This is a genomic window from Rhizobium sullae (assembly GCF_900169785.1).
In the GTDB taxonomy this organism is placed as follows: domain Bacteria; phylum Pseudomonadota; class Alphaproteobacteria; order Rhizobiales; family Rhizobiaceae; genus Rhizobium; species Rhizobium sullae.
Window position 1 is genome coordinate 46,942 of record NZ_FWER01000009.1, and the last position, 24,336, is coordinate 71,277.

Here is a 24,336-nt window from a genome sequence, read left to right on the forward strand (position 1 = left end):
CCTTGGTATTTTCGGTTGTTCTATCTTGCCTTTCGGGCTTGGCAAGCAGGATTTCGCTTATCTGCGCCTGGAAGGAATCGCCGGTCTACGACGCAAAGGAACGTGCCCTGCTCGGCTGGGTCGATGCGGTGACGAGGATCGCGGAGACCGGCGCACCGGATGCGGTCTTCGAAGCCCTGAAGGCGCATTTCAGCGAAGAGGAAATCACCAAGATCACGGTGGTGATCGGCGCGATCAACGTCTGGAACCGGTTGGCCGTCAGCTTCCGCAGCCAGCACCCAATCGATCAGCCAGCGAAGGCTGCGTGAGGAATTTTGCGCGCAGCAAAAGTTTGAGGCATTGCTTGAAGCGACCGACCCGATGGAAATCGGGTCGGCAAAATGTCGATCAGCTGCGACGGGCACCTGATCCGTCGAAGTTATTGATAAGTTCACGGATGACTTGGGCGATCCTTTCCGCGGAGGAGCCCTTAGCATACTCCTCGTTCATGCGGCGTCTGATAAGTTTTTCCAACTCTGACATATCTTCACCTCATCTATCCGGCGCGAGGCGAGTGTCGCTCTCGGCCTGAGAGGAGGCAAGTTACGATTTGTTTATGATTGAACTGCCGCTTCGCGAACCTACAGCGCGATATAGCGATCCGCGCGGTGGTTGATGGTCAGGAAGAGATTGAGGACGACCGCGCCGAGAACGGAATAGAGAACCACCGGCGGCGTCGTGACGAAGAAGGCGGCGGCAAGCACGCACATGTCGACGGAAAGCTGCACAAGACCGGCGCGGATGCCGAAACGCTCCTGCATATAGATACCGAGAATGCCGACGCCGCCGAGGCTGGCGCGATGGCGATAGAGCGCAAGCAGGCCGAAGCCGAGCAGTAGGCCGCCGAGAAGCGCTGCCCAGGCTGGATGGATGCTGGAAATCTCAAAGAAACGCGACTGCGCATCGGCAAGCGCCGAGGTGAGGCCGATGGCGACGAAGGTCTTGATCGTAAAGGCGATGCCGAGGCGCTTCCAGGAAAGATAAAAGAACGGCAGGTTGAGCAAGAAGAAGGCAAGGCCGAAATTCACGCCGAAAGCGTAATGGAGCAGGAAGGCGATACCGGCGGTGCTGCCGGTGAGAAGGCCGGCGCTGGCGAGCACATAAAGGCCGAGTGCGGAAACGAGGCTGCCGGAGAATATGCCCTGCACATCCTCGAGCGGCGTATGGCGCGTCGCGCTGGTGTTCCAGAAACCGAGGGCATTGATGAGCTGAGCCATGCCGGCAATCTCCAACAGCAGAAGAATTCAAGCGCGCCGGAGAGCGTTTCCCGCGCAACGGATTGTCTATGGTGAACAGACTGAGGCGCTCCTGATTGTTCTTCCGCGGCGCCGGTCAGCTATGATGGGAATTATCAAGCTTTTCGCAGTTGCGAGCAAGCGAAATATGTAAGCAATGCTGACCTATTTTCAAATCGCAAGATTTGTGCATGAAGCATCATCGCCGTGCAAGGAACAGAATGCCGGCAACCGGTTTGCCGCCATCCTGTCGAATCGTGGTTTTGATGGTCTCGATAACCTCAAGGGTATAGCGGCTGCAAAGACCGCGAACATGGGCTTCCGTGTGCGCATAGCGCAGTGATGGCGCGAGGTGGAAACCGTCGCCCTCGCCCGCGTCTTCGACCGAGAAGACGAAATCTGCGCTGGGGGCGGCGAGGCGATCGACGATCGCGAAAACGCTTTCGAGATTGCCGAGATACATGAGCACATCGGCAGCCGTAATCAGATCAGCGCGGTATTCTGCACCATCGGCAAAGACGCCGGAGGCTTCAGGCGCAAGAGAAAGGTCGGCCTGGGCCAAGTGATCATAGACTGCCTTCTCCTCGGCCTTGGCGAGCATTTTTTGCGAGAGGTCGTAGCCTTCAAGCCGCCCGGCGCGGGCGCGGATCTCCGGTCCGAGAAGGCCGGTGCCGCAGCCGAGATCAATGGCGAGCGAATATTTGCGGCCGGTAGCGGCAAGGAGCGCTGCGAGTTTCTGCGGAACGCTATAATCCAGCTTTTCGACGAGCGAGGTTTCGAAACGGGCGGCATAATCATCGAAAAGCCGCTCGACATAGCGGCTCGGCGGTTGCTCCGGCATTTCGGCGTCGCCAAGCAGGGCAAGCTTGAGGCTTGCGCCGAAAATATCCTCTGGATCGAGCAACAGCGTCTTCCGATAGGCTTCGATCGCGGATCCCACCTTACCGGCCCTCTCCCGGTAGATCGCGAGGCGATACCAGCCGGCGGCCCAGGCGGGCGTCAGCTCCAGCGCCTGCTCCATCAGTTCGGCGGCCGCATCCGCCTCACCGCCCTCGTCGAGCATCTTCGCATAATCGGCGCGGCGATCGGCGATGACGTCGCCTGAGGAAAACTGGCTTTGCTGCATGATGTGGCCCGTTGAACGCCTGCGCATTTGGCGGCGGCCACAAAAAAACTCAAGTCCTATTTCAGAGGCGGAACGGCCAGTTCCGGAAAAGGCTTGCGGGCGACGCGCCGCAACCGTATTTCAGGGCAAACAGGAGATGGCGCATGTCCGATCAGGTAAACAAATTTCTAGGTGACTCGCTCGGCCGCACATTGGTGAAGCTCTTAGTCGTTTCGCTGATCGTCGGTTTCGTGATGACCGTTTTCGGATGGGCACCGCTGGACCTCGTCTACGGCGTCCGGGATTTCATCCGCGAGATCTGGTACCGGGGTTTTGCAGCGCTCGGCCGCGTCGGCGATTATCTGCTGCTTGGCGCAACGGTCGTCATCCCGATCTTCATTATCATCCGTCTTTTCAACTTTCGCCGGTAAACATGACATCCATCGCTCTTTCCAGGCGCAATCTGCTGCGCTTTTCAGGCCTTGTCTTCCTGACGGGCGTCGCAGGCTGCACGACCGCGCCCAGAATGTCTTCCACGCCCTCGGACGGAGAGGACGAGACAACGGCGGCGCTGCCGCTCGTCAACCAGCTTCGTGCCAAGAATGGGCTGACGGCGCTTCGCGTCGATCCGGCGGCAAGCGCTGCGGCGGTCTACCAGGCCAAGCGAATGGCAAGCGCCGGCAAGATGACGCATCTGATGGGCATGGCCGACAGTTTCGGTGCACGCGTGAAAAAAAGCGGCGTGCAGCTTCCGGCCGCAGAGAACATCGCCGCCGGCCAGCAGAGCATCGATGCCGTCGTGACGGCCTGGATCAACTCGCGACATCATCTCGAGAACATGCTGGGACGCTATAACGGGCTCGGCGTCGCCGTTGCGCACAATACGTCTTCCCGGAGCGTGCCCTATTGGGCCATGGTTCTTACCAGCTGAGGCGATTCTGCCTCTCAAGACCGAGGCAGAAATGGATCACTGCGGGCGCGAAAACCGGCTGGCATTCGATGTGACGCACCGGCTGGTGCTGTCGATCGCCATTCCGATGACGCTCGGCTTCACGACGACGCCGCTGCTCGGCCTCGTCGATACCGGCGTCGTGGGCCATATGGGCGAGCCCGATGCGCTTGCCGGCCTTGCGATCGGGGCGATGCTCTTCGACCTTCTCCTCGGCAGCTTCAACTTCCTGCGCGCTTCGACCACGGGGCTGACGGCACAGGCGCTCGGGCGGCACGATACGCATGAGCAGCAGGGCGTTTTCTGGCGAGCCATGGTTTCCGCGCTCGGTTGCGGCCTTGTTCTTCTCTGTCTCTCGCCGCTGCTGCTTCCGGCAGGGCTGGCACTGATGGGACCCGAAGCGGCCGTCGCACAGGCGACGAATGTCTATTTCTCCATTCGGATCCTTGCCGCCCCTGCGGCTCTCGCGAATTACGCGATCCTCGGTTTCGTGCTCGGGCGCGGGCAAGGCGGCACCGGCCTTTTCCTGCAGGTGCTGATCAATGGTATCAACATCGTGCTCGCGATCTATCTCGGCCTCTGGCTCAACTGGGGAGTCGCTGGCGTCGCCTGGGGCACGATGGTGGGCGAGACGGCCGGTGCGGTGGCCGGCCTCCTCCTCGTTCTCAGAAGCTTCGAAGCCTCCGAACGGCCAAGCCGTGCGGAAATCTTCTCGCGGCACCGGCTGGCGGAGCTCTTTGCGCTCAATCGCGACATCCTGATCCGCACCTTCGTGTTGATCGGCTCCTTTGCGATCATGACGCGGATCGGCGCGAGCTTCGGCGCCGTCACGCTCGCCGCCAATGCCGTGCTGATGAATTTCTTCCTGCTCTCCGGCTATTATCTCGACGGGCTTGCCAATGCCGCCGAGCAGATCACCGGACGGGCGATCGGCGCGGCCCACCGGCCGGCCTTCGACCGCGGGCTGAAACTCACTGCCATCTGGTCCTTCGGGCTGGCGGCGTCCGTTTCCGCCTTCTTCCTTGGCGCCGGTCCCTGGCTGATTTCCGCGCTGACGACCTCGCCGGAGGTGCGGGCAGCGGCAGAAACCTATCTGCCTTGGGCGGCGATCACCGGACTGACGGGCGCACTCGCCTTCCTGATGGACGGCGTCTTCATCGGCGCGACATGGTCTGTCGACATGCGCAACCGTATGCTGATGTCATTTGCCGGCTATCTTGCCGCGCTCGCGGTCTTCGTGCCGCTCTTCGGCAATCACGGGCTCTGGCTGTCGATGAACGCCTTCCTGCTGTTCCGCGGCTTCTTCCTGGCCATGCTGGTGAAGCCGCGGGCCGATCAGACGTTCCGGGCCGCCCAGTGATCGGCGCGGGTGTCGCGCAATTCGCGGATCGACGTGACCTTTTCACGGTCGAGGAGCCTTGAGAGGCCGCGGACGATCTCGCCCGGTAGGCCAGGACCCGCATAGACCATGCAGGAATAAAGCTGCACGAGATCGGCCCCTGCCCTGATCTTTTCGAGCGCGGTTTCCGCCGAAGAAACACCGCCGACACCGATGATCGGGAGTGCAGCGCCGACCCGCTTGCGCATTTTCGCAAGAATCGCGGTCGACTTCTCGAAGAGCGGCTTGCCCGAAAGGCCACCGGCTTCCTTCGCCTGCCGCTGATCCTTCAGACCGTCGCGGGCAAGCGTCGTGTTCGAGACGATCAGGCCGTCCAGCCCATGGGAGAGCACTTCGGCCGCGATATCGTCCATCCCTTCTTCCGTGAGATCGGGCGCAATCTTGAGGAAGACCGGGATTTTCCGGCCAGAGCGCGCGGCCTCCTCGTCGCGGGCGGCAAGCACGGCGGACAGGAGAGCGGCCAGGCTTTCGCGCGCCTGCAGGTCACGCAGGCCAGGCGTATTCGGCGAAGAGATGTTGGCCGTAAAATAGCGCGCAACGGAATAGAAGCGGCGAATGCCGGCCACATAGTCGCCGATGCGGTCTTCGCTGTCCTTGTTGGCGCCGATGTTAACGCCGATGATGCCTTCGCGGCGGATCGCCGACAGGCGCCGGAAGACCGCATCATGGCCCTCGTTGTTGAAGCCGAGGCGGTTGATGACCCCTTCGTCATCCACCAGACGGAAGATGCGCGGGCGCGGATTGCCCGACTGCGGCTTCGGCGTCACCGTGCCGATCTCAGTGAAGCCAAAGCCGAGCTTGAGGAGGGATTCCGGCACTTCGGCATTCTTGTCGTAACCGGCCGCCATACCGAGCGGGTTTTCGAAGGTGAGGCCGGCGACCGTCTGCACCAGCCGCGGATCTGGAGAAATACGGCAGGCGGGAACCAAGCCGGATTTCAGCGCAGCGATCGACATGCCATGCGCCGTTTCGGGATCGAAGAGGAAGAGGCCCTTGCGGGCAGCGCTCTTGAACACACCAATCATGACAGGAGTTCCGGGAAGATATGCTGTCCGGCATCATCGAGCGGAAGCGGCTCTTCCCAGATGACGGCCGAAAGGGGCAGTTCGGCATAAAGATGCGGGAAGAGATCGCCGTTTCGGGAGGGTTCGAAGATCAGCTTGTCGCCGAGCTTGCCGCTATCGATGGCGATGAGCAGCAGGCCCGGCTGGCCTGCGAAAAACAGCGCCGCCGTCTGCCGCACCTGTTTTTCCGTCGAGAGATGAATGAAACCGTCTTGCAGGTCGATGCCTGCGCCGCGAAAAACGCCGCTTTGCCTGGCTTCCTGCCAGAGCGCCTCGGTCACGATCTTGTAAACGACGGGTGTCACGCTCATGATGGCCTCATGCAATGGCTGATGCTGTTGGTGAGCGCTTTGCCGGAAAGGAACGGCGATGTCCACGACTCCCCGCCGAAAAACAGGATAGCCGCAACAGAAATCCGGAGGATCATAGCATGAAGACGATAACAATCGGGATTGCCGCAGTTCTTCTTCTGCCGCTGCCGGCGCTCGCGGCCGAGCCGGACCCGGCGCGCTTCCAGCTCGAGCGGAGCGGCGACCATTTCGTCCGTCTCGACAAGCACACGGGTGCGATGTCGCTTTGCGAAGAAAAGGACGGTTCGTTGGTCTGCCGTATGGCGGCCGACGAACGCGCTGCTTATGACGACGAGCTCGACCGGCTTTCCGACCGCGTGACCGCGCTCGAAAACAAGAGCATCGTTAACAAGGCGCTGCCCACCGATGCCGAGATCGACCGCTCGATCAGCATCATGGAGCGGATGATGAAAAGCTTCATGGGCATGGTGAAGCAATTCCAGGAGGAAGAAAAGACCGCGCCTCTTCCGCAGAAGACCTGATTTGATGTAGTAATATGAAGAGGACGGCATGTGCGGCGGGTATCCCGCGCATGAGGAGGATGAAATCGGGCTCTTGGGAGGGGGTTTTCGATGCAGGAACAGACGATCATCATTGCGGACGACCACCCGCTTTTCCGGGATGCGCTGCGCCAGGCCGTGACCGGCATGGAGGGGCAGCACACGATCGTCGAAGCCGGCGATTTCACGGCCGCGCGCGCTGCCGCTACCACTCATCCGGATGCGGATATCCTGCTGCTCGATCTTGCCATGCCCGGCGTCAGCGGCTTTTCCGGGCTGATGGCGCTACGCTCCGAATTCGCCAGCCTGCCGATCGTCATCATTTCCGCGACCGATGACGCGACGACGATCCGCCGCGCCCTGGAGCTCGGCGCTTCCGGCTTCATTTCCAAATCGTCCGGCATCGAAGATATCCGCAGCAGCATCCAGGAAGTGCTTGCCGGCGATATCGCAACGCCGGAGAATTATCGCGACGGTGAGGAACAAGACCCGGACGTGGCCGACCTCATTCACCGCCTGCACACGCTGACGCCGCAGCAGAGCCGCGTGCTCACCATGCTCGGCGAAGGCCTGCTCAACAAACAGATCGCCTACGAACTCGGCGTTTCCGAAGCAACGATCAAGGCGCATGTCTCGGCCATCCTCCTGAAGCTCAACGTCGACAGCCGCACGCAGGCCGTCATCCAGCTCGGCAAGATCAACATGGCGATGGTTGCCTGACGCCAATACAGGATTTTATTCCTCATTTCTCTTTACTATGAGAAAGCCTGGCGTTAATCTTCCTGCCGATTGGAGAGCGGCGCCGGGGCGCAGGACCAAGCAAGATGCTGTCACACGAGCAGATTTGGGGAGCGATCGATAGGCTTGCCGAACGGCATGACCTGACACCGTCTGGTCTTGCGCGCCGTGCCGGCCTCGACCCTACCTCCCTCAACAAATCTAAGCGGTTGTCTGCCGATGGCCGGTTGCGCTGGCCTTCGACGGAATCGATCGCCAAGGTGCTCGATGCGACAGGCGCCACCATGGAGCAGTTCATGGGCTTCATGCGGTCCGCAAACAGCTTCTCCGGTCTGCCGGATGGCGCATCCCCCCCGCAGGGAGGCTCCATTCCCCTGCTCGGCTTCGCACAGGCCGGCGCAGGCGGCTTTTTCGATGATGGCGGTTTCCCGGCTGGCCAAGGGTGGGATGTAGTGGAATTTCCCGCCGCACCCTCGCAGAAAGCGGGCGTCTATGCCCTCGAAGTGCAGGGAGACAGCATGATGCCGCTTTATCGCGACGGCGACGTCCTGATCGTGGAGCCGGGCGCACAGGTGCGCCGCAACGACCGCGTCGTCGTCAAGACGCGCGAGGGCGAGGTGATGGCCAAGGTGCTGCTACGCCAGAGCCCACGCTCCATCGAACTGATGTCCCTCAATTCCGAACATCCGAACCGGACGATCGAGTTTTCCGATGTGGATTGGATCGCGCGCATCATCTGGGCCAGCCAATAGGAAAATCTTCCATGCGGCCTGCAGCACTTCTGACAGCTGTTGCGGGAATAACAATCGTCGCCGTGATGCTGGCGGCAGGCAGGGAGCGGTTTGCCGGGCCGGATGTGGCGACGACCGCGATCGAAGATCCCAACACAGCTGCCAAATCCGAGGAGGCACCAAAGCCGCCAATTGCCCTTCCCGATCCAAAGATCAGCATGAACGCGCGGCCGGTCGACCAAGCAAGCCAGTTCTATCCGGCTGAGGCGGAGGGCAAGCCGCTGGAACGGGTAGCCGTGCCCGAACCGGAAACGCCAAAGCCGGAGCCGCAGAAAGCCGCAACATTGCCGAGGCCGGTCGCCGAGAGTGCTGGCATTCTCGCCTTCGGCGACAGGAAACTGCAGCTTGCCGGCATTGTTCCGACACAGGCCGACAAGATTTGCAAAGAGCTGGATGGGAACGAATGGCCTTGCGGAATGCTCGCCAAGACGAATTTCCGGCTCTTTCTGCGGCTGCGCTCAGTCACCTGCGATCTGGAGGACGCCAACTGGACCGGCATCACGACGGCCTCCTGCAAGATCGGCGCGCAAGACCTTTCCGAATGGCTTGTCGAGAACGGCTGGGCGGATGCAGTCGCCGGATCGCCGCTTACCGGAGCGGGCGAAAAGGCGAAGGCGGAGAAGAAAGGCGTCTATGGCGAGGATCCGCGCAAGGGCGCGCCGCTGACCCTGCCGCCCGGACCGCCGCCGGATAATCCTCTCGATCCGATCTAGCGATCCCTTGTAATGGCGGACGGCAGTTCCTAAACTCCTGCCGAAGCAGAGGGAATGACCGAATGAACAAGCCGCTTTCCGCCCACGATGCCCTGATTTACGTGATGGTGATGGCATCCGCCGTCGACAGCACGATGAACGACCGGGAGATGGAGCGCATCGGCCAGCTGATCGGCTTTCTGCCAGTGTTCAAGGATTTCGACGACGACAAGCTGATTTCGATTGCCCGCGACTGCGCAGCACTGCTGGCCGGGCCGGAAGGTCTCGATGTCGTTTTGGAAACGGTGAAGGACACGCTGCCGGCGCGGCTCTACGACACCGCCTATGCCCTTGCCGTCGAAGTCGCTTCCGCCGACCTTTCCGTCAAGGCCGAGGAGCTTCGGCTGCTCAGCATGCTCCGCGACCGGTTGGGTCTCGACAAGCTCACCTGCGCGGCCATCGAACGCAGCGCGATCGCCCGCTTCCGCAACGGTCAATAGAGCCCATAAGGGAAATAACGCAGGTAGATTTCCTGCAGGCGGCCGTTTCTGGAAAGTGCTGCAAGGGCGTGGTCCAACGCTGCCGTCAATACGCTGTCGTTCTGGCGAAGCATGATCGTCATGCCCTCTCCCAGAAACTGCTCCGACAAATAGGGGCCGTCGAAGAGCGCGCAGCATTTGGCGGATGCCTGAGCGGAAACCCAGAAGGACAATTGCAGGGCGTCGGCGAAGGCAGCGTCCACCTTGCCATCCCTCAGGGCCGTCAGCAGTGCCTCCCTATTCTCGAAAAGCACGGCTTTTATTGCCGGAAAGTAGGCGTTAAGCATGGCCTCATGTACGGTCGCCTTGATGACGCCGACCGATCGGCCAGACAGCGCTGCGGCGGTATCCCCTTTTATCTCCGCTTTCGCATTGCGCACGAAACGGGCCGGCAGCATGAGGTAGGGACGGCTGAAGGTAAACTGCTTGCGTAAGTCTGAAGTTACGGCCAACCCCGCGATGACGGCATCGCCCTGGGAGGCAGCAAGCGTCTCCTTCAAATCGGCAAAGGGCAGCGCCTGGATCTCGCATTTTGAAGCCACTTCCAGTTCATTACATATCTCGCGCGCCAAATCGATATTGAAGCCCGACAGCTTGCCATTCTGGTCGGTAAAGTTGAAAGGTGGGAAATCGACAGCAGTCAGGAAGCGCAGGCGGACGAGCGAAGAGAGGTCCGGCTTGGCAAGCCTTTCACGGGCGTCAAAAAGCAAAGGCAGCGACGATGGCGCCTGCTGCGCAGACGTCGTCCCTGCAGAAAATACAACCAAGGACAGCCAAAAAGTTAAAAATCCCTTAAAACTTAGGGACGCAGGGAAAGATTGTCTCACTATCATCCGGCTCGGGTTAGGGTCGGGGCATCGCCGCTTGGCGATGGTGTATCAGAGTCATCCGTATTGGGAAATATGCGCCGGGCCGCACCACCGGCCATAAAAGTGCGCCAGCAGTCGGTCATGCGCCTTCATCAGCGGGAGCAGATCGTAGACGAAAGCACCTGCTTTCGCGATGTGATTGCCGTTCTTCTGAAGCGGGGCATCGGCTAGCTGGAGCGGGTGAAGGGAATCGAACCCTCGTATTCAGCTTGGGAAGCTGCTGCTCTACCATTGAGCTACACCCGCAATGACGGAAGCCTTCCAACAGATGGATGGCGGTGTCAAGGCATCTCAGATGCGGAAATGTTTGGAGAGCTTCAGGCCCTGAGCCTGATAGTTCGATCCAAGGCCGGTGCCATAGAGGCTTTCGGGCTTTTCCAGCATGTGCTCGTAAACCAGGCGGCCGACGATCTGGCCGTCCTCGAGGATGAAGGGCACTTCGTGGCTGCGGACCTCGAGGACGGCGCGGCTGCCCATACCGCCGGCGGGCGCGTGACCGAAGCCCGGATCGAAGAAGCCGGCGTAATGCACGCGAAACTCGCCGACGAGCGGATCGAAGGGCGTCATTTCGGCGGCATAGTGCGGCGGAACGTGCACGGCCTCGCGCGAAACGAGGATATAGAACTCATCCGGGTCGAGGATCAACTCGTTGCTGCCGCGACTGTAAAGCGGCTCCCAGAAATCGAAGATATCGTGCTCGGCCTTCTTGTCGACATCCACGACGGCCGTGTGATGCTTGCCGCGATAGCCGATCAAGCCCTCCTTGTCGCCAGCCAGGTCGATCGAGAGCGCAATGCCGCCGCCGGAAACGTTGGGCTTGGCGCTTGCGACCAGCGTTTCCGCATCATGCAGCGCCTGCAGTTCCGGCTCGCCGAGAATGGAATGCCCGACACGGAAGCGTATCTGCGAAAGGCGCGAGCCGCGGCGTACGACGACGGGGAACGTGCGCGGGCTGATTTCCAGATAGAGCGGGCCGGAATAACCGGCAGGAATCTTGTCGAATTCCTGCGCGTAGTCGGTGATGACGCGGGTGAAGATGTCGAGGCGGCCGGTCGAGCTTTTCGGATTGGCCGAGGCAGACATTTCAGCCGGAAGATCGAGCCGCTCCATCAGAGGCACGATATAGACGCAGCCCGTTTCGAGCACGGCACCTTCGGAGAGGTCGATGACATGCAGGCTCAGCCGGTCGAGCTTATCGGCAACGAGATGCGATGGACCCGGCATGAAACTGGCCCTAACGCGGAACGCCTTGGCGCCCAGGCGCAGGTCCAGGCTGGCCGGCTGGATCTGATCGCGGTCCAGTTCCCGCTCCGTCGTGAGGCGGCCGGTTTCAAACAACGCGGCTATTGCGCGATCGGCCAAGATTCCAGTTTCGCGAGCCATCATGCTCCATCCATAATTCGCTTCCGACAAAACCAAACTCAAGGAATTGACGCAAGAAGCTAACAGCAGTATTGCAGCTTTATCCCGTGGTGATTTGGCCGGTCGGCTTGCAGCCACGTTAAAGAAGTGGCTAAAAAGACCGGGTATGAAACCGGTCTGCTTTTGCGGCCGGTTTTTTTGTTGTTTGAAGGTGGTGATGGCATGAGCAAGACTTGGCGCCCGGCAACTCAACTCGTTCACGGCGGAACTCTGCGCTCGCAATATGGCGAGACTTCGGAAGCGATCTTCCTGACGCAGGGTTTCGTCTATGATACGTCGGAAGCGGCTGAAGCCCGCTTCAAGGGCGAGACGGACGGCTTTATCTATGCCCGCTACGGAAGCCCGACCAACGACATGTTCGAAAAGCGGATGTGTGCGCTCGAAGGCGCCGAAGACGCCCGCGCCACCGCTTCTGGCATGGCTGCCGTCACCGCGGCGATCCTCTGCCAATTGAAGGCCGGCGACCATATTGTTGCCGCCCGTGCGCTCTTCGGCTCCTGCCGGTGGGTTGTCGAAACGCTGGCGCCGAAATACGGTATCGAATGCACGCTCATCGACGGCTGCTACCTCGAAAACTGGGAAAAGGCGATCCGTCCGGCGACGAAGGTCTTCTTCCTTGAAAGCCCGACGAACCCGACGCTGGAAGTGATCGATATCGCAGGTGTTGCCAAGCTCGCGAATCAGGTCGGCGCCAAGGTGGTCGTCGACAACGTCTTTGCGACGCCGCTCTTCCAGAAGCCTCTGGAACTCGGCGCCCATATCGTCGTCTATTCCGCGACCAAGCATATCGACGGCCAGGGCCGCTGCCTCGGCGGCGTCGTGCTTTCCGACAAGGAATGGATCGACGAAAACCTGCACGACTACTTCCGCCATACAGGTCCGGCGATGTCGCCATTCAATGCCTGGACGCTTCTGAAGGGGATCGAAACGCTACCACTGCGCGTCAAGCAGCAGACGGCAAGTGCGGCCAGGATCGCCGACTTCCTCGCCGAGCAGAGGCAGGTGGCAAACGTGATCTATCCGGGGCGCAAGGACCATCCCCAGGCCGACATCATCGCCAAGCAGATGTCCGGCGGCTCCACGCTCGTCGCATTCGAGTTGAAGGGCGGGAAGGAAGCCGCCTTCGCGTTGCAAAATGCGCTCGATATCATCAAAATCTCAAACAATCTCGGCGATTCCAAGAGCCTGATCACCCATCCGGCAACCACGACGCACAAGAACCTGACCGACGAAGCGCGCGCGGAACTCGGCATTTCCGCCGGCACGGTTCGCCTTTCGCTCGGCATCGAGGATGCAGAAGACCTGATCGAAGATTTCGCTCAGGCTCTTTCAAAGGTTAGGTCCTGAACTTGCAATAGCGACGGCCGGACCTTGCCGGCCCGGCCGGATGCTCCACCTAATAAATAGCGCAAGAGTCTTGCTTCAATGCGGAAATGAACTTTGATAATTAGGATTAATGTTCGAAACGACGTGTAATCACGCTGTTTGAAGGATGATGCATGTGCCGTTTCTTGACGGATCGAGCGCTGCATAAGATACGGGTAACATATCTTGGCTATGGTGTAAGGCATGTACCGCGCCCTCACACGAGATATCGAAGTCGTCGTCGAGCCCTTTTATCTGGAGGAGCAATCCGATCCGGACGACGATCGCTATGTCTGGGGCTACCGGATCGTTATCAGCAATAAATCGGACCTGACCGTGCGGCTCATCAATCGCTACTGGAACATCACCGATCAGAGCGGCATCGTGGACGAAGTGAGTGGCCCGGGCGTCGTGGGCGAGCAGCCCCGGCTGGAACCCGGCGATACCTACGAATACTCATCCGGCTGTCCGCTCGATACGCCCTCCGGCCTCATGTTCGGCCATTACCAGATGGAAACGGATGACGGCGAGCTTTTCGATGTCGAAATACCCGCCTTCTCGCTGGACTCCCCCGGGCTGCTCAGAGTGCTGAACTGATCACTCGGCAGCCGATGCGACTTCCACGACTTCAAAACGATAGGTCGTGGAGCAGAACTCGCAAGTGACGGCAATCTCGCCGTTCTCCTGACTGGCATCGATCTCTTCCTCAGAAAAGCCCTTCAGCACGTTCTTGATCTTGTCGCGCGAGCAACTGCAGCGATCAATGACTTCCCGGGTACCGAAAACACGCACTCCGCGCTCGTGAAAGAGGCGGAAGAGCAGGCGTTCGATGCCGACCTGCGGATCCGTCAGTTCGTCCGCATCGATGGTGTCGACCAGCGCGCGCGCTTCGGTCCAGGTGTCGTCTTCCTTGTGTGCCAGCGCGGCGTTATCGCCGTCGCCGCCGTGGAGGTCGGGCTGACGCATACGCTCCGGCGCTTCCGGCAAGAATTGGGCAATGAGCCCGCCCGCCCGCCAGCGGTGGCGCGGCTGGCCCGCCTGGTCGCGATCGAACAGTTCGGCAGCCGCTAGGCGGACGCGCGTCGGGATTTGCTCCGACTGCCGGAAATAGGTGCCGGCGATATCTTCGAGCGAGGTGCCGTCAAGCGCCACGATGCCCTGATAGGGCTGGCTGAACTTGCCCTGGTCGATAGTGAAAGCCAGCACGCCCTTGCCGAGAAGCTGTTCCGGCTCGGTTTCGCCGGCAGCGACCGCCTTGTCGAGCAAGGCCTGATCGAAGCGTGCATAGGCGCGCACATTCTGCGGCGTCGAGAAATCGGCAACGAGAAGATCGACAGGGCCGTCGCCTTTTGTCTGCACCGTAAATTTGCCTTCGAACTTGAGGGACGTCCCGAGAAGTACCGTCAGCACGATAACTTCAGCAAGCAGCCGGGCGACGGGTGCAGGATAATGATGGCGCGCGAGGATCGCATCCAGCATAGGCCCGAGTTGGACGGCGCGGCCACGCACATCGAGGCCTTCTACCTGAAATGGGACTACGTGATCATCGCCAGCGAAATCGAACTCGCCGAGAGCACTTGCAATTTCTGCCATGGTCTTACTCCTAGTAGTCCAGGCGGCAGACCAGAGGTCTTTTCGCCCGTGCCGCCACGAGGCCATCAGGCCAGACGTGGCGCCCAGTATGGTTCAGATCGCCCCCAGGCACCATGCAAGAATCGACTTTTGCGCATGAAGACGGTTCTCCGCCTCATCGAAGACCACGGATTGCGGGCCATCGATCACATCATCCGTCACTTCCTCGCCGCGATGGGCGGGCAGGCAATGCATGAACAATGCATCCTTGCCGGCCTTCGCCATCAAAGCCGAATTGACCTGATAGGGCTGGAAGACGTTGTGACCGCGGGCCCGATGTTCCTGATTCATGGAGACCCAGGTATCGGTTACCACACAATCGGCGCCTTCGACCGCACGGTCGGCGTCATGGCCAAGCATGATTTCGGCGCCCTCATTGCGGGCCCAGTTGAGATAGTGATCCTTGGGCTCGGAACCAAGAGGCACAGCCATATTCATGCGATAGCCAAAACGGGCCGCACCTTCGACCAGCGAGTGCAGTACGTTGTTGCCATCGCCGGTCCAGGCAATCGTCTTGCCCCTGATCGGACCGCGATGCTCCTCGAAGGTCATGATATCTGCCATGATCTGGCAGGGATGCGTGTCGTCCGTCAGCGCGTTGATGACCGGCACCGTCGCATGTTCGGCGAGCTCCAGCATGCGGTGGTGCTCCGTCGTGCGGACCATGATCGCATCGACATAGCGCGAGAGCACCTTGGCCGTATCGCCGATCGTCTCGGCGCGGCCAAGCTGCATCTCCGTGCCGGAGAGGAAAAGCGTTTCGCCACCGAGCTGACGCATGCCGACATCGAAGGAAACGCGTGTGCGCGTAGAGGGTTTCTCGAAGATCATCGCCAGCATCTTACCCGCGAGCGGCTTATCGCCTTTGCCGGCCTTGAAGGCCTGCTTGCGGACGATCGCATCATCCATGATGGCTCTGAGATCGGATGCAGTTACCGCCGAGAGATCGAGAAAGTGTTTGGGGGAAGCCATGTCGTTCTTACCTGTATGCGCCTTGAGGGGCGTTATCCGTTCAAGCCGTCTTCCTGGTTTTTGCCGCGCGAATGCTTTCGGCAGCGCGCTCGACGCGGGCAAGGCCCTCGCGGGCTTCCTCCGCCGTGACGACTAGAGGCGGAAGGAGACGGATGACATTATCGCCCGCCGGAATGCCTAGAAGATGAGCAGCACGAATGGCCTGCAACAGTTCGGAAGACGGGACGGCAGCCTTGATGCCGAGCATCAGGCCTTCGCCGCGCACATCTTCGATGATATCCGGATAGCGATCCTTCAGCGAGGCAAGGCCCTGGCGGAAGACGAGTGCCACATCGCGGACATGCTGCAGAAAGCCGTCGGCGAGGATGACGTCGAGCACCGCGCTGCCGACCGCCATGGCAAGCGGATTGCCGCCATAGGTGGAGCCATGCGTGCCGGCCTTCATGCCGGAGGCGGCATCCGCGGTCGCCAGGCAGGCGCCGAGCGGGAAGCCGCCGCCGATACCCTTCGCTACCGCCATGATATCCGGCGTGACACCCGACCATTCGTGAGCAAAGAGTTTGCCGGTACGGCCAACGCCAGTCTGGACCTCATCGAGGATCAGCAGCAGACCCTTCTCATCGCAGATCTGGCGGAGCGCCTTCATGAACTCATTCGTCGCCGGACGGACCCCGCCCTCGCCCTGCACCGGCTCTACGAGGATGCCGGCGGTCGCATCGGTGATCGCTGCGCGGACCGCCTCGATATCGCCGAAGGGAACCTGATCGAAGCCCGGCGCCTTCGGGCCGAAGCCCTCGAGATACTTCTCCTGGCCGCCGGCGGCGATTGTCGCCAGCGTGCGGCCATGAAAGGCGCCTTCGAAGGTGATGATGTGGAAGCGCTCGGGATGACCGTTGGAATACTGATAGCGGCGCGCGGTCTTGATCGCGCATTCCAGCGCCTCGGCGCCGGAATTGGTGAAGAACACCTTGTCGGCGAAGGTGACGTCGGTCAGCCGCTTGGCAAGCGCTTCCTGGCCGGGAATTTCATAGATATTCGACAGGTGCCAAACCTTGTCGGCCTGCGCCTTCAGGGCTTCGACGACATGCGGATTGCCGTGGCCAACGGAAGTCACTGCAACGCCTGCGCCAAAATCCAGATATCGTTCGCCGCCTTCAGTGATTAGCCAAACGCCCTCACCTCGCTCGAACCGCAAAGGGGCGCGAGAATAGGTGTCATATAGCGGCGCGGCTTGAGCCATGGCGCGATCTCCTGTCATCGTTAGGGCAACCAGACTCCGGCTAAAAACCGGGTCCGAAAAATTAAAAATGCCGCCTTTCGGCGGCGAGTGCCACTATTGACGTTTCGCACCGCGATGTCAACAAAACTGCGGGCTTCGTGCGCCATGGGACCACCTCCCCGAACGAGGTCATTTATCAACAGCTAATGTTGCAGAAATGACTCGCTCGGGAAGCAAGTTGGGGAAAACTTGAAATTCGATTCATCCGGATTCCCGCGACTCTTGTCACGGAGTCAGCCTCACACTAGGTTAAAACTCAATTACTAGACTGCATGCGGCGGAACTAGTCACCACAATTGGTCAGGCGTTTCCTGCTTCGGATGTATCCGGAGCAAGGGTGGGGGATTCTGCCTTCACAACGCTAAACGGCGGAGACAGGGCATGAACTGGACAGACGAGCGAGTCGAAAAACTCAAGAAGCTTTGGTCCGAAGGACTGAGCGCGAGCCAGATCGCTGCGCAGCTCGGCGGAGTGAGCAGGAACGCGGTGATCGGCAAGGTCCATAGGCTTAGCCTTCCGGGCCGCGCCAAGGCCGGTGGCACCGCGGCGGCCGCACGAGCGCCGAAGCGCAATACCTCGGCTCCGCGCGCACCGAACTATGCATCGCGGATCGCGACCCGCACCGTCACGCGCCAGCAGGGCGCAACGATGCTCAAGGAAGAGATCGAAATCGATCTCATGGAGGAGGTAAGGTATCGTCCGGCCGCAAACGTGGTCGTGCCGATCTCCCGCCGCCTCGGCCTGACGGAACTTACGGAACGCACCTGCAAGTGGCCGGTCGGCGATCCGCTGAAGGATGATTTCCACTTCTGCGGTTGCGACAGCCCGGACTCTTCACCTTACTGCAGCTATCATGCGCGCCTTGCCTATCAGCCGGTCAACGAGCGCCGCAGGACAGCAGCCCGCGCAAATTGAGCCGGATAAATGACAAACGGAAACGGGCCTCGCAGGCCCGTTTTTTTATGCCCGGCAATGGAAGCGGCAATCAGGATTCCATGGAATATCCGGCACCGCGGACGGTGCGGATGACATCCTGCATGTTGGAGAAGTTCAGCGCCTTGCGCAGCCGGCCGACATGGACGTCGACGGTGCGCTCGTCGACATAAATGTCGTGGCCCCAGACACCGTCCAGAAGCTGCGAACGCGAGAAAACGCGGCCGGGCGACGACATCAGGAATTCCAGGAGGCGGAATTCGGTGGGGCCGAGGCGAACTTCGCGGCTTTTGCGGTGAACACGATGCGTTTCGCGGTCGAGTTCGATGTCGCCGCATTTCAGCACCGTCGAGAGCACCTCAGGCTTGGCGCGGCGCAGCATCGCCCTAACGCGGGCAACGAGCTCCGGCGTCGAAAACGGCTTGACGACATAGTCGTCGGCGCCGGTCGAAAGGCCGCGGACGCGCTCGCTTTCCTCGCCGCGCGCCGTCAGCATGATGATCGGCAGGCGCTCGGTCTCCGGACGCATGCGCAGGCGGCGGCAAAGCTCTATGCCCGATACGCCCGGCAGCATCCAATCGAGGATCAAAAGGTCCGGCGTGCGCTCCTGAAGCCGGATTTCGGCCTCGTCGCCACGCAGGATGGTATCGACCTCGAAACCTTCGGCCTCAAGGTTATAGCGAAGAAGCACACTCAGTGCCTCTTCGTCTTCAACGACTGCAACTCTCGGGATCATTCGCTTCTGTCTCCTGAGGGCGGGTTCAGAATTGTCATTCCGTCACCGCGCCGACGGTGTTGGCAGTATCGTCCTTCGGACGTTCGCCTTCCGGCTGGGCGCCGGTCGCCATGTAATAGATCGTTTCGGCAATGTTGGTGGCATGGTCGCCGATGCGCTCGATGTTCTTGGCGCAGAAGAGAAGATGCGTGCAGCTGGTGATGTTGCGCGGATCTTCCATCATGTAGGTCAGAAGCTCGCGAAACAGCGAGGTGTACATCGCGTCGATTTCCTCGTCGCGCTCGCGGATCGACTTCGCCCTGTCGGCGGCACGGGTCGTATAGACGTCGAGCACTTCCTTGAGCTGGACGAGGGCGAGCTCGGAAAGATGCTCGAGGCCGCGGGCGAGCTTACGCGGAACGCCGGTGCTTTGTACCGCGATGACGCGCTTGGCCGTGTTCTTGCCGAGATCGCCGACGCGCTCAAGGTCGGCTGCGATACGGATCGAGCCCATGATCTCGCGAAGATCGGAGGCCATCGGCTGGCGGCGGGCAATGGTGACGACCGCCTTGTCGCCGATCTCGCGTTCGGCATGATCGAGGATCACGTCGTCGGAGATGACCTTCTGGGCCAGAGCCGTATCGCCGTTGACCAGCGCGCGGACAGCGTCGGACACCATCTGCTCGGCAAGCCCACCCATTTCCGAGATGCGGCGGGTCAGGAACTTCAAATCGTCGTCATAGGCAGAAAAGATATGGGTCGATGCCATGGGAATTGTCCTTGAATAGCCTGAACGCCGCAACTCAGCCGAAGCGGCCCATGATGTAATCCTGGGTGCGGGGGTCGTCCGGGTTGGTGAACATCTTGTCGGTGTCGTTCTCCTCGACGAGATTGCCGAGGTGGAACATAGCGGTCCGCTGCGAAACGCGGGCCGCCTGCTGCATCGAGTGCGTCACGATGACGATGGTGAAGTTCTCGCGCAGCTCATGGATCAGCTCTTCGACCTTGGCAGTCGCAATCGGATCGAGCGCCGAGCACGGTTCGTCCATCAGGATGACTTCCGGGCTCACGGCAACGGCACGCGCGATGCACAGACGCTGCTGCTGGCCGCCGGACAGGCCGGTGCCGGATTCATGCAGGCGATCCTTGACTTCGTTCCAAAGGCCGGCGCGCTGCAGCGACTGCTCGACGATCTGGTCCAAGTCCGCCTTCGACTTTGCCAGGCCATGGATACGTGGCCCGTAGCTGACGTTCTCGTAGATCGTCTTCGGGAACGGGTTCGGTTTCTGGAAGACCATGCCGACGCGGGCGCGGAGCTCCACGACGTCGATATCCGGATCGTAGATATCCTCGCCATCAAGCGTGATCTTGCCTGTCACGCGGCAGTTGTCGATCGTATCGTTCATGCGGTTGAGGCTGCGCAGGAAGGTAGACTTGCCGCAGCCGGAGGGGCCGATGAGCGCGGTAACCGTGTTCTCGCGGATGTTTAGCTTCACGTCGAAAAGCGCACGCTTATCGCCGTAGTAGACCGACACGTCCTGGCCGATCATCTTGTACGGGATCGTATTCATTTTCTGGTCCAGAGCCTTCTCAACTGCTGCTTCAGTCAACATGTTCATGACTATGTACTCCGTTTACCAGCGACGCTCAAAGCGCCGGCGCAAGAGGATGGCTCCGAGGTTCATGACGATCAGGAACAGGAGCAGGACGATAATGGCGCCAGACGTGCGCTCGACGAATGCGCGTTCGGCTTCGTTGGCCCACATGTAGACCTGTACCGGCAGCGCCGTGGACGGGTCGAGCGGGGTGCTCGGCGCGCTGGCGACGAAGGCGACCATGCCGATCAGGAGAAGCGGTGCGGTTTCTCCGAGCGCGTGTGCCAAACCGATGATGGTGCCGGTCAGAATACCGGGCATCGCAAGCGGCAGGACGTGGTGGAACACCATCTGCATCTTCGAGGCGCCGAGGCCGAGCGCCGCCGCGCGGATCGACGGCGGGACAGCGCGCAGTGCTGCGCGGGTGGCGATGATGATCGTCGGCAGCGTCATAAGCGTCAGCACCAAACCGCCGACCAGTGGGGCCGAGCGTGGCAGGCCTGCGAAGTTGATGAAAACAGAAAGACCGAGCAGACCGTAGACGATCGAGGGAACGGCAGCGAGGTTGTTGATGTTCACCTCAATCAGGTCCGTCACCTTGTTCTTGGTCGCGAATTCCTCAAGGTAGATCGAGGTGCCAACGCCGATCGGCAGCGACAGAACGAGAACGATCAGCATCAGGTAGAGCGAGCCGACAAGAGCGACGCCGAGGCCGGCGGCTTCAGGACGGCTGGAGTTGCCATGGGTGAAAAGTCCGGTGTTGAACTCCTTGAAAAGCGCTCCGTTCGCCTTCAGCTCGTTCATCCAGCCGAGCTGCTTGTCGTTCACCTTACGGTTCTTCTCATCGACGGCAAGGTCGATCTGGCCCTTGTTGGCGCTGTCGACATTGGCGTCGGCCAAAACGGTCACATTGACGGTCTTGCCGATGATCGACGGGTCGGCGACAACCATGTCACGCAACTGGATCGGCGCGCTCTTGGAGAGCATCGCCGTCGCCCCACGGACATCCGGGCGGCTGGAGGCGTTGATGTTCAACTCCTTGACAAGCGCATCACGCAGCAGCGCGCCGTAATTGGCTGCAATCAGCACCGACGGATCGGTGGCCCGCTTGTTATCCGGGTCGATGGTCTTTTCAGTAAATTCGACCGGAAGCGAGATCACCGTCTGCTGGAAGGCAGTGTAGCCGTTGCGGATGACCGTCGACAGCAGGAACGCCAGGAAAATCAGGCCGAAGGAGATAGCGGCAATGCCATAGGCCCTGAAACGGCGCTCCGCAGCATAACGGCGCTTGATGCCGATATCGCGGCGCTCTGGCGCCTTGGAAATGGTGCCTGCAATGGGGGAAACAATATTCGTCATTCGTACTGCTCCCGGTATTTGCGCACGATGTAAAGCGCGTAGATGTTAAGGCAAAGCGTGATGAAGAAGAGCGTGATGCCAAGCGCGAAGGCGACCAGCGTCTGCGGCGAGGTGAATTCAAGGTCGCCGGTCAGCTGGTTGACGATCTTGACGGTCACCGTGGTCATCGGCTCGAAGGGATTGATCTGCATACGCGCAGCGACACCGGCGGCCAGCACGACGATCATGGTTTCGCCGATGGCGCGCGAGGCCGTCATCAGGAGTGCGCCGACGATGCCCGGCAGAGCTGCCGGAAGCACCACCCTCTTGATCGTTTCCGAGCGCGTGGCGCCGAGGCCTAGCGAACCATCACGCAGCGCGTGCGGCACTGCGGTGATGATGTCGTCCGACAGCGAGGAAACGTAGGGGATCAGCATGATGCCCATCACGATACCGGCCGTCAGAACGCTCTGCGCCTGAATGAAGTTGCCGTAATTGCCGGTGAGAAGGCCGTTCACTTGCGCAGACAGATCGCGCAGGAACGGGCCGACGGTAACAAGGGCAAAGAAGCCGTAGACGATGGTCGGGATACCGGCCAGAACTTCAAGAAGAGGCTTGGCGAGCGATCGAACCTTCGGGGAAGCATATTCAGCCATATAGATGGCGGCGAAAAGGCCAACCGGCACTGCGACCAGCATGGCAACAAAGCCGATATAAAGCGTGCCGAGCAGCAGCGGGATGAGGCCGAACTGACCGAAAGACGAGCCGCCTGCGCCGGCAAAACGCGGATCCCAGACCGTGCCGAAGAAGAAGTCGGTTGCCGGAACCGCTGCGAAGAAGCGGATGGCTTCGGACAGCATCGAAAAAACGATGCCGACCGTGGTCAGGATCGCAATGGATGATGCAACGAGAAGTGCCCAGAGCATAACACGCTCGACACGGTTGCGAGCCCGGAAGCGCGGCGCAATACCACGAAGCGCATAGAATGCGCCGCCGAGAGCGAGCACGAAGACAACCGCGGTCATGATCATGCGGCTGCCTGCGGCTTTGGCATTCAGTGTCTTCGCTGCATCGATCATGAAAGGCTGCGGCTCACCGGCGAGCGGAACACCCTTCCCGTTGAGTTTTGCCTGAATGGCTGCGGTATCGGAACCGAGCGCACTGATCTCATCTGACGTTAACAGGTTCATGCCGCGGGCGATGGTCGCGACCATGCTGTAGCTCAGATCCTGTTCTGCGGCGGTCTTCGCCTTCACGTCGTCGGGGAAAGCGTCGCGGACAGCGGATTCGACGATCCCCGGGCTTGCGGCGAGCCAGATGCAGAGAATGATAAGCGCAGGGAGAGTCGACCAGATGGCTGCGTAGGCACCGTAGTAGCCCGGCCGCGAATGAAGCGCGGACGGCTTGCCGCCGGCAAGCGCCATGGCACGGCTGCGAGCGGCCACATAGGCCAGCGCGCCAAGCACCACGAGACACAAGAGTATGATGGATGTGCTCATTCGTTACGTCCCCAGGCTCACGACCCAAAAGCACCCGCAGACCATCCTGCGCGGCTTCCCAATCATGGAGAAACTTGAAACCCTGCCGCCACTAGGCAAGGGCAGAAGCAGTCGAATAAAATGCCGGCGCGGCCTCAGGCACCGCGCCGGCACAATCCATTACATGGTCTTTTCGGCTTCGACGTTCTTGCGGATCTCTTCGCGCTCTGCATCCGGAGCAGCGACGAGGCCGTATTCGACGAGCGGGCCGTCAGGACCGATCATCTGGTCGGAGACGAAGAAGTTCACGTATTCCTTCAGGCCGGGAACGGCGCCGAGATGTGCCTTCTTGACGTAGAAGAACAGCGGGCGGGAAACCGGATAGGTGCCGTTGGAGATTGTTTCGGTCGACGGAACGACGCCGTTGACAGTTGCAACCTTCAGCTTGTCGGCATTGTTTTCATAGAAGGAGAGGCCGAATACGCCGACGCCGGTCTTGTTGGCGGCGATGCGAGACAGGGTTTCCGTGTAGTCGCCATCGATGTCAACGGCGGCGCCGTCCTTGCGAACTGCGACGCAAGCCTTACCCTGGGCAGCCTTGTCGGAGATTTCCTTGGCGATAACGTCGGTGGCGCCGGAAGCCTTGCAACCTGCGGCAAGAACCTTTTCTTCGAAGACTTCGCGCGTGCCGTGCTTTTCGCCCGGAATGTAGGCGGCGATTTCAACGTCGGGAAGCTTCGGGTTTACTTCCGACCACTTCTTGTAGGGGTTGGCGACGAGCTTGCCGTCGACGACGACCTGAGCGGCGAGCGCCTTGTAGATGTCTGCCGGAACGTAGGCGACGTCCGAGTTGGCGGTGTCAGTTGCGAAGACGATGCCGTCATAACCGATCTTGACTTCCTGGATATCCGTTACGCCGGCTTTCTTGCATGCTTCGATTTCACTATCCTTGATTGACCGCGAAGAGTTCGCGATGTCGATCGTGTCTTCACCGACACCCTTGCAGAATTCCTTGAGGCCTGCGCCCGAGCCGCCGGATTCGACGATCGGCGTCTTAAAGTTCGAGAACGTTTCGCCGAAGGATTCGGCAACGATCTTCGCATAAGGCAGGACGGTGGACGAGCCGGCGACCTGAATCTGGTCACGGGCGGCGGCGGCGCCTGCGAAGGCGACGGTGGCAGCGAGTGCTGCAACGGTTAGCTTAAGAGTGTTCATCAAAATCTCCCGGCATGGGCTTGTGTGAGCAGGGCCCCAGGCCCTCGCATTGCCTTTTTCATCGGCAGCATCTCTTTACTGCCTGATGCCAAGAGCTTTTATGTCATTTTGATGAAACATTT

At 60.5% G+C, this 24,336-nt stretch carries 26 protein-coding genes, 1 tRNA gene, 1 pseudogene and 1 riboswitch; of the genes and pseudogenes, 12 read left to right on the plus strand and 16 right to left on the minus strand.

Annotated elements, in window-relative coordinates; all coding sequences use genetic code 11:
- Positions 1 to 50: 50 nt before the first annotated feature.
- Positions 51 to 308, plus strand: a pseudogene (locus BN1800_RS09625) (carboxymuconolactone decarboxylase family protein); the annotation flags it as partial.
- Between the two features lie 312 nt (positions 309 to 620).
- Here the strand turns inward: BN1800_RS09625 and BN1800_RS09630 are convergent.
- Together BN1800_RS09630 and BN1800_RS09635 are read right to left on the minus strand one after the other, a co-directional pair.
- Entirely contained in the window at positions 621 to 1,256 is a 636-nt protein-coding gene (locus BN1800_RS09630) for a YitT family protein (RefSeq protein WP_086996823.1), read from the minus strand.
- 217 nt (positions 1,257 to 1,473) lie between these two features.
- Positions 1,474 to 2,400 carry a class I SAM-dependent DNA methyltransferase gene (locus tag BN1800_RS09635; RefSeq protein ID WP_086997200.1) on the minus strand — a complete coding sequence of 309 codons (927 nt, stop codon included), beginning with the start codon at positions 2,398 to 2,400 and terminating at the stop codon, positions 1,474 to 1,476.
- A 143-nt stretch (positions 2,401 to 2,543) separates the two neighbouring features.
- Here BN1800_RS09635 and BN1800_RS09640 point away from each other — a divergent pair, with 143 nt between their 5' ends.
- From BN1800_RS09640 to BN1800_RS09650, 3 genes are read left to right on the plus strand one after another with little or no spacing between them, the layout of a single operon-like run.
- Complete coding sequence (locus tag BN1800_RS09640; protein WP_027513304.1) at positions 2,544 to 2,810, plus strand: DUF6460 domain-containing protein; 267 nt, start codon at positions 2,544 to 2,546, stop codon at positions 2,808 to 2,810.
- A 2-nt stretch (positions 2,811 to 2,812) separates the two neighbouring features.
- Positions 2,813 to 3,310 carry a CAP domain-containing protein gene (locus BN1800_RS09645; protein ID WP_086996826.1) on the plus strand — a complete coding sequence of 166 codons (498 nt, stop codon included), beginning with the start codon at positions 2,813 to 2,815 and terminating at the stop codon, positions 3,308 to 3,310.
- A gap of 31 nt (positions 3,311 to 3,341) precedes the next feature.
- Positions 3,342 to 4,688: an MATE family efflux transporter gene (locus tag BN1800_RS09650; RefSeq protein WP_027513302.1), complete on the plus strand. Its 1,347-nt coding sequence runs from the start codon at positions 3,342 to 3,344 to the stop codon at positions 4,686 to 4,688.
- On the opposite strand, the gene BN1800_RS09655 is transcribed toward BN1800_RS09650, so the two are convergent.
- On the minus strand, positions 4,664 to 5,752 hold the full coding sequence (locus tag BN1800_RS09655; protein WP_027513301.1) for a quinone-dependent dihydroorotate dehydrogenase: 1,089 nt from the start codon (positions 5,750 to 5,752) through the stop codon (positions 4,664 to 4,666). The two genes, BN1800_RS09650 and BN1800_RS09655, sit on opposite strands and share 25 nt — an antisense overlap.
- Positions 5,749 to 6,102, minus strand: a complete 354-nt coding sequence (locus tag BN1800_RS09660; protein WP_027513300.1) for a DUF952 domain-containing protein — start codon at positions 6,100 to 6,102, stop codon at positions 5,749 to 5,751. Before BN1800_RS09660 ends, BN1800_RS09655 begins: the two co-directional genes overlap by 4 nt.
- Before the next feature lie 119 nt (positions 6,103 to 6,221).
- On the opposite strand from BN1800_RS09660, the gene BN1800_RS09665 reads away from it, so the two are divergent.
- The 5 genes from BN1800_RS09665 (at position 6,222) to BN1800_RS09685 (ending at position 9,362) form a co-directional block, all read left to right on the plus strand.
- Positions 6,222 to 6,623 carry a hypothetical protein gene (locus tag BN1800_RS09665; RefSeq protein ID WP_086996829.1) on the plus strand — a complete coding sequence of 134 codons (402 nt, stop codon included), beginning with the start codon at positions 6,222 to 6,224 and terminating at the stop codon, positions 6,621 to 6,623.
- Between the two features lie 90 nt (positions 6,624 to 6,713).
- Positions 6,714 to 7,361 (plus strand): response regulator, encoded by a 648-nt coding sequence (locus BN1800_RS09670; RefSeq protein ID WP_086996832.1) that lies wholly within the window; start codon positions 6,714 to 6,716, stop codon positions 7,359 to 7,361.
- 104 nt (positions 7,362 to 7,465) lie between these two features.
- Complete coding sequence (locus BN1800_RS09675) at positions 7,466 to 8,131, plus strand: LexA family transcriptional regulator (RefSeq protein WP_027513297.1); 666 nt, start codon at positions 7,466 to 7,468, stop codon at positions 8,129 to 8,131.
- 11 nt (positions 8,132 to 8,142) lie between these two features.
- Positions 8,143 to 8,883, plus strand: coding sequence for a thermonuclease family protein (locus BN1800_RS09680; RefSeq protein WP_086996835.1), 741 nt, complete (start codon positions 8,143 to 8,145; stop codon positions 8,881 to 8,883).
- 62 nt (positions 8,884 to 8,945) lie between these two features.
- Positions 8,946 to 9,362: a tellurite resistance TerB family protein gene (locus BN1800_RS09685; protein ID WP_027513295.1), complete on the plus strand. Its 417-nt coding sequence runs from the start codon at positions 8,946 to 8,948 to the stop codon at positions 9,360 to 9,362.
- Here the strand turns inward: BN1800_RS09685 and BN1800_RS09690 are convergent.
- From BN1800_RS09690 to BN1800_RS09700, 3 genes are all read right to left on the minus strand, one after another.
- On the minus strand, positions 9,356 to 10,228 hold the full coding sequence (locus BN1800_RS09690) for a transporter substrate-binding domain-containing protein (protein WP_086997203.1): 873 nt from the start codon (positions 10,226 to 10,228) through the stop codon (positions 9,356 to 9,358). The two genes, BN1800_RS09685 and BN1800_RS09690, sit on opposite strands and share 7 nt — an antisense overlap.
- Before the next feature lie 214 nt (positions 10,229 to 10,442).
- A tRNA-Gly gene (locus BN1800_RS09695) sits at positions 10,443 to 10,516 on the minus strand.
- Positions 10,517 to 10,561: 45 nt separating this feature from the next.
- Positions 10,562 to 11,656 carry a 2'-deoxycytidine 5'-triphosphate deaminase gene (locus BN1800_RS09700; RefSeq protein ID WP_037142242.1) on the minus strand — a complete coding sequence of 365 codons (1,095 nt, stop codon included), beginning with the start codon at positions 11,654 to 11,656 and terminating at the stop codon, positions 10,562 to 10,564.
- 73 nt (positions 11,657 to 11,729) lie between these two features.
- Positions 11,730 to 11,808: riboswitch (SAM riboswitch) on the plus strand.
- A gap of 46 nt (positions 11,809 to 11,854) precedes the next feature.
- On the opposite strand from BN1800_RS09700, the gene BN1800_RS09705 reads away from it, so the two are divergent.
- Both BN1800_RS09705 and apaG read left to right on the plus strand, forming a co-directional pair.
- Positions 11,855 to 13,039 (plus strand): O-succinylhomoserine sulfhydrylase, encoded by a 1,185-nt coding sequence (locus tag BN1800_RS09705; protein WP_086996838.1) that lies wholly within the window; start codon positions 11,855 to 11,857, stop codon positions 13,037 to 13,039.
- Between the two features lie 222 nt (positions 13,040 to 13,261).
- Positions 13,262 to 13,654, plus strand: coding sequence for a Co2+/Mg2+ efflux protein ApaG (gene apaG / locus BN1800_RS09710; protein WP_027510700.1), 393 nt, complete (start codon positions 13,262 to 13,264; stop codon positions 13,652 to 13,654).
- Here the strand turns inward: apaG and BN1800_RS09715 are convergent, their stop codons facing one another.
- The 3 genes from BN1800_RS09715 to BN1800_RS09725 all read right to left on the minus strand — a co-directional run bounded on the left by BN1800_RS09715 (position 13,655) and on the right by BN1800_RS09725 (position 16,901).
- Positions 13,655 to 14,650: an Hsp33 family molecular chaperone gene (locus BN1800_RS09715; RefSeq protein ID WP_027510701.1), complete on the minus strand. Its 996-nt coding sequence runs from the start codon at positions 14,648 to 14,650 to the stop codon at positions 13,655 to 13,657.
- Between the two features lie 93 nt (positions 14,651 to 14,743).
- Positions 14,744 to 15,661 carry an ornithine carbamoyltransferase gene (gene argF, locus BN1800_RS09720; protein ID WP_027510702.1) on the minus strand — a complete coding sequence of 306 codons (918 nt, stop codon included), beginning with the start codon at positions 15,659 to 15,661 and terminating at the stop codon, positions 14,744 to 14,746.
- Positions 15,662 to 15,701: 40 nt separating this feature from the next.
- Complete coding sequence (locus tag BN1800_RS09725; RefSeq protein ID WP_027510703.1) at positions 15,702 to 16,901, minus strand: aspartate aminotransferase family protein; 1,200 nt, start codon at positions 16,899 to 16,901, stop codon at positions 15,702 to 15,704.
- Between the two features lie 420 nt (positions 16,902 to 17,321).
- Here BN1800_RS09725 and BN1800_RS09730 point away from each other — a divergent pair, with 420 nt between their 5' ends.
- Complete coding sequence (locus BN1800_RS09730; RefSeq protein ID WP_086996842.1) at positions 17,322 to 17,855, plus strand: GcrA family cell cycle regulator; 534 nt, start codon at positions 17,322 to 17,324, stop codon at positions 17,853 to 17,855.
- A 70-nt stretch (positions 17,856 to 17,925) separates the two neighbouring features.
- Here the strand turns inward: BN1800_RS09730 and phoB are convergent, their stop codons facing one another.
- From phoB to BN1800_RS09760, 6 genes are all read right to left on the minus strand, one after another.
- A complete protein-coding gene (phoB, locus tag BN1800_RS09735; RefSeq protein WP_027510705.1) occupies positions 17,926 to 18,609 on the minus strand; it encodes a phosphate regulon transcriptional regulator PhoB in 684 nt (227 codons plus the stop codon).
- Positions 18,610 to 18,643: 34 nt separating this feature from the next.
- Positions 18,644 to 19,357, minus strand: coding sequence for a phosphate signaling complex protein PhoU (phoU, locus tag BN1800_RS09740; protein WP_027510706.1), 714 nt, complete (start codon positions 19,355 to 19,357; stop codon positions 18,644 to 18,646).
- A 34-nt stretch (positions 19,358 to 19,391) separates the two neighbouring features.
- Positions 19,392 to 20,207: a phosphate ABC transporter ATP-binding protein PstB gene (gene pstB / locus BN1800_RS09745; protein WP_027510707.1), complete on the minus strand. Its 816-nt coding sequence runs from the start codon at positions 20,205 to 20,207 to the stop codon at positions 19,392 to 19,394.
- 15 nt (positions 20,208 to 20,222) lie between these two features.
- Entirely contained in the window at positions 20,223 to 21,542 is a 1,320-nt protein-coding gene (pstA, locus tag BN1800_RS09750) for a phosphate ABC transporter permease PstA (protein ID WP_027510708.1), read from the minus strand.
- Positions 21,539 to 23,020, minus strand: a complete 1,482-nt coding sequence (gene pstC, locus BN1800_RS09755) for a phosphate ABC transporter permease subunit PstC (RefSeq protein WP_027510709.1) — start codon at positions 23,018 to 23,020, stop codon at positions 21,539 to 21,541. The genes pstA and pstC overlap by 4 nt, the downstream gene beginning before the upstream one ends.
- Positions 23,021 to 23,179: 159 nt before the next feature.
- Positions 23,180 to 24,214, minus strand: coding sequence for a substrate-binding domain-containing protein (locus tag BN1800_RS09760; protein ID WP_086996845.1), 1,035 nt, complete (start codon positions 24,212 to 24,214; stop codon positions 23,180 to 23,182).
- Positions 24,215 to 24,336 lie beyond the last annotated feature (122 nt).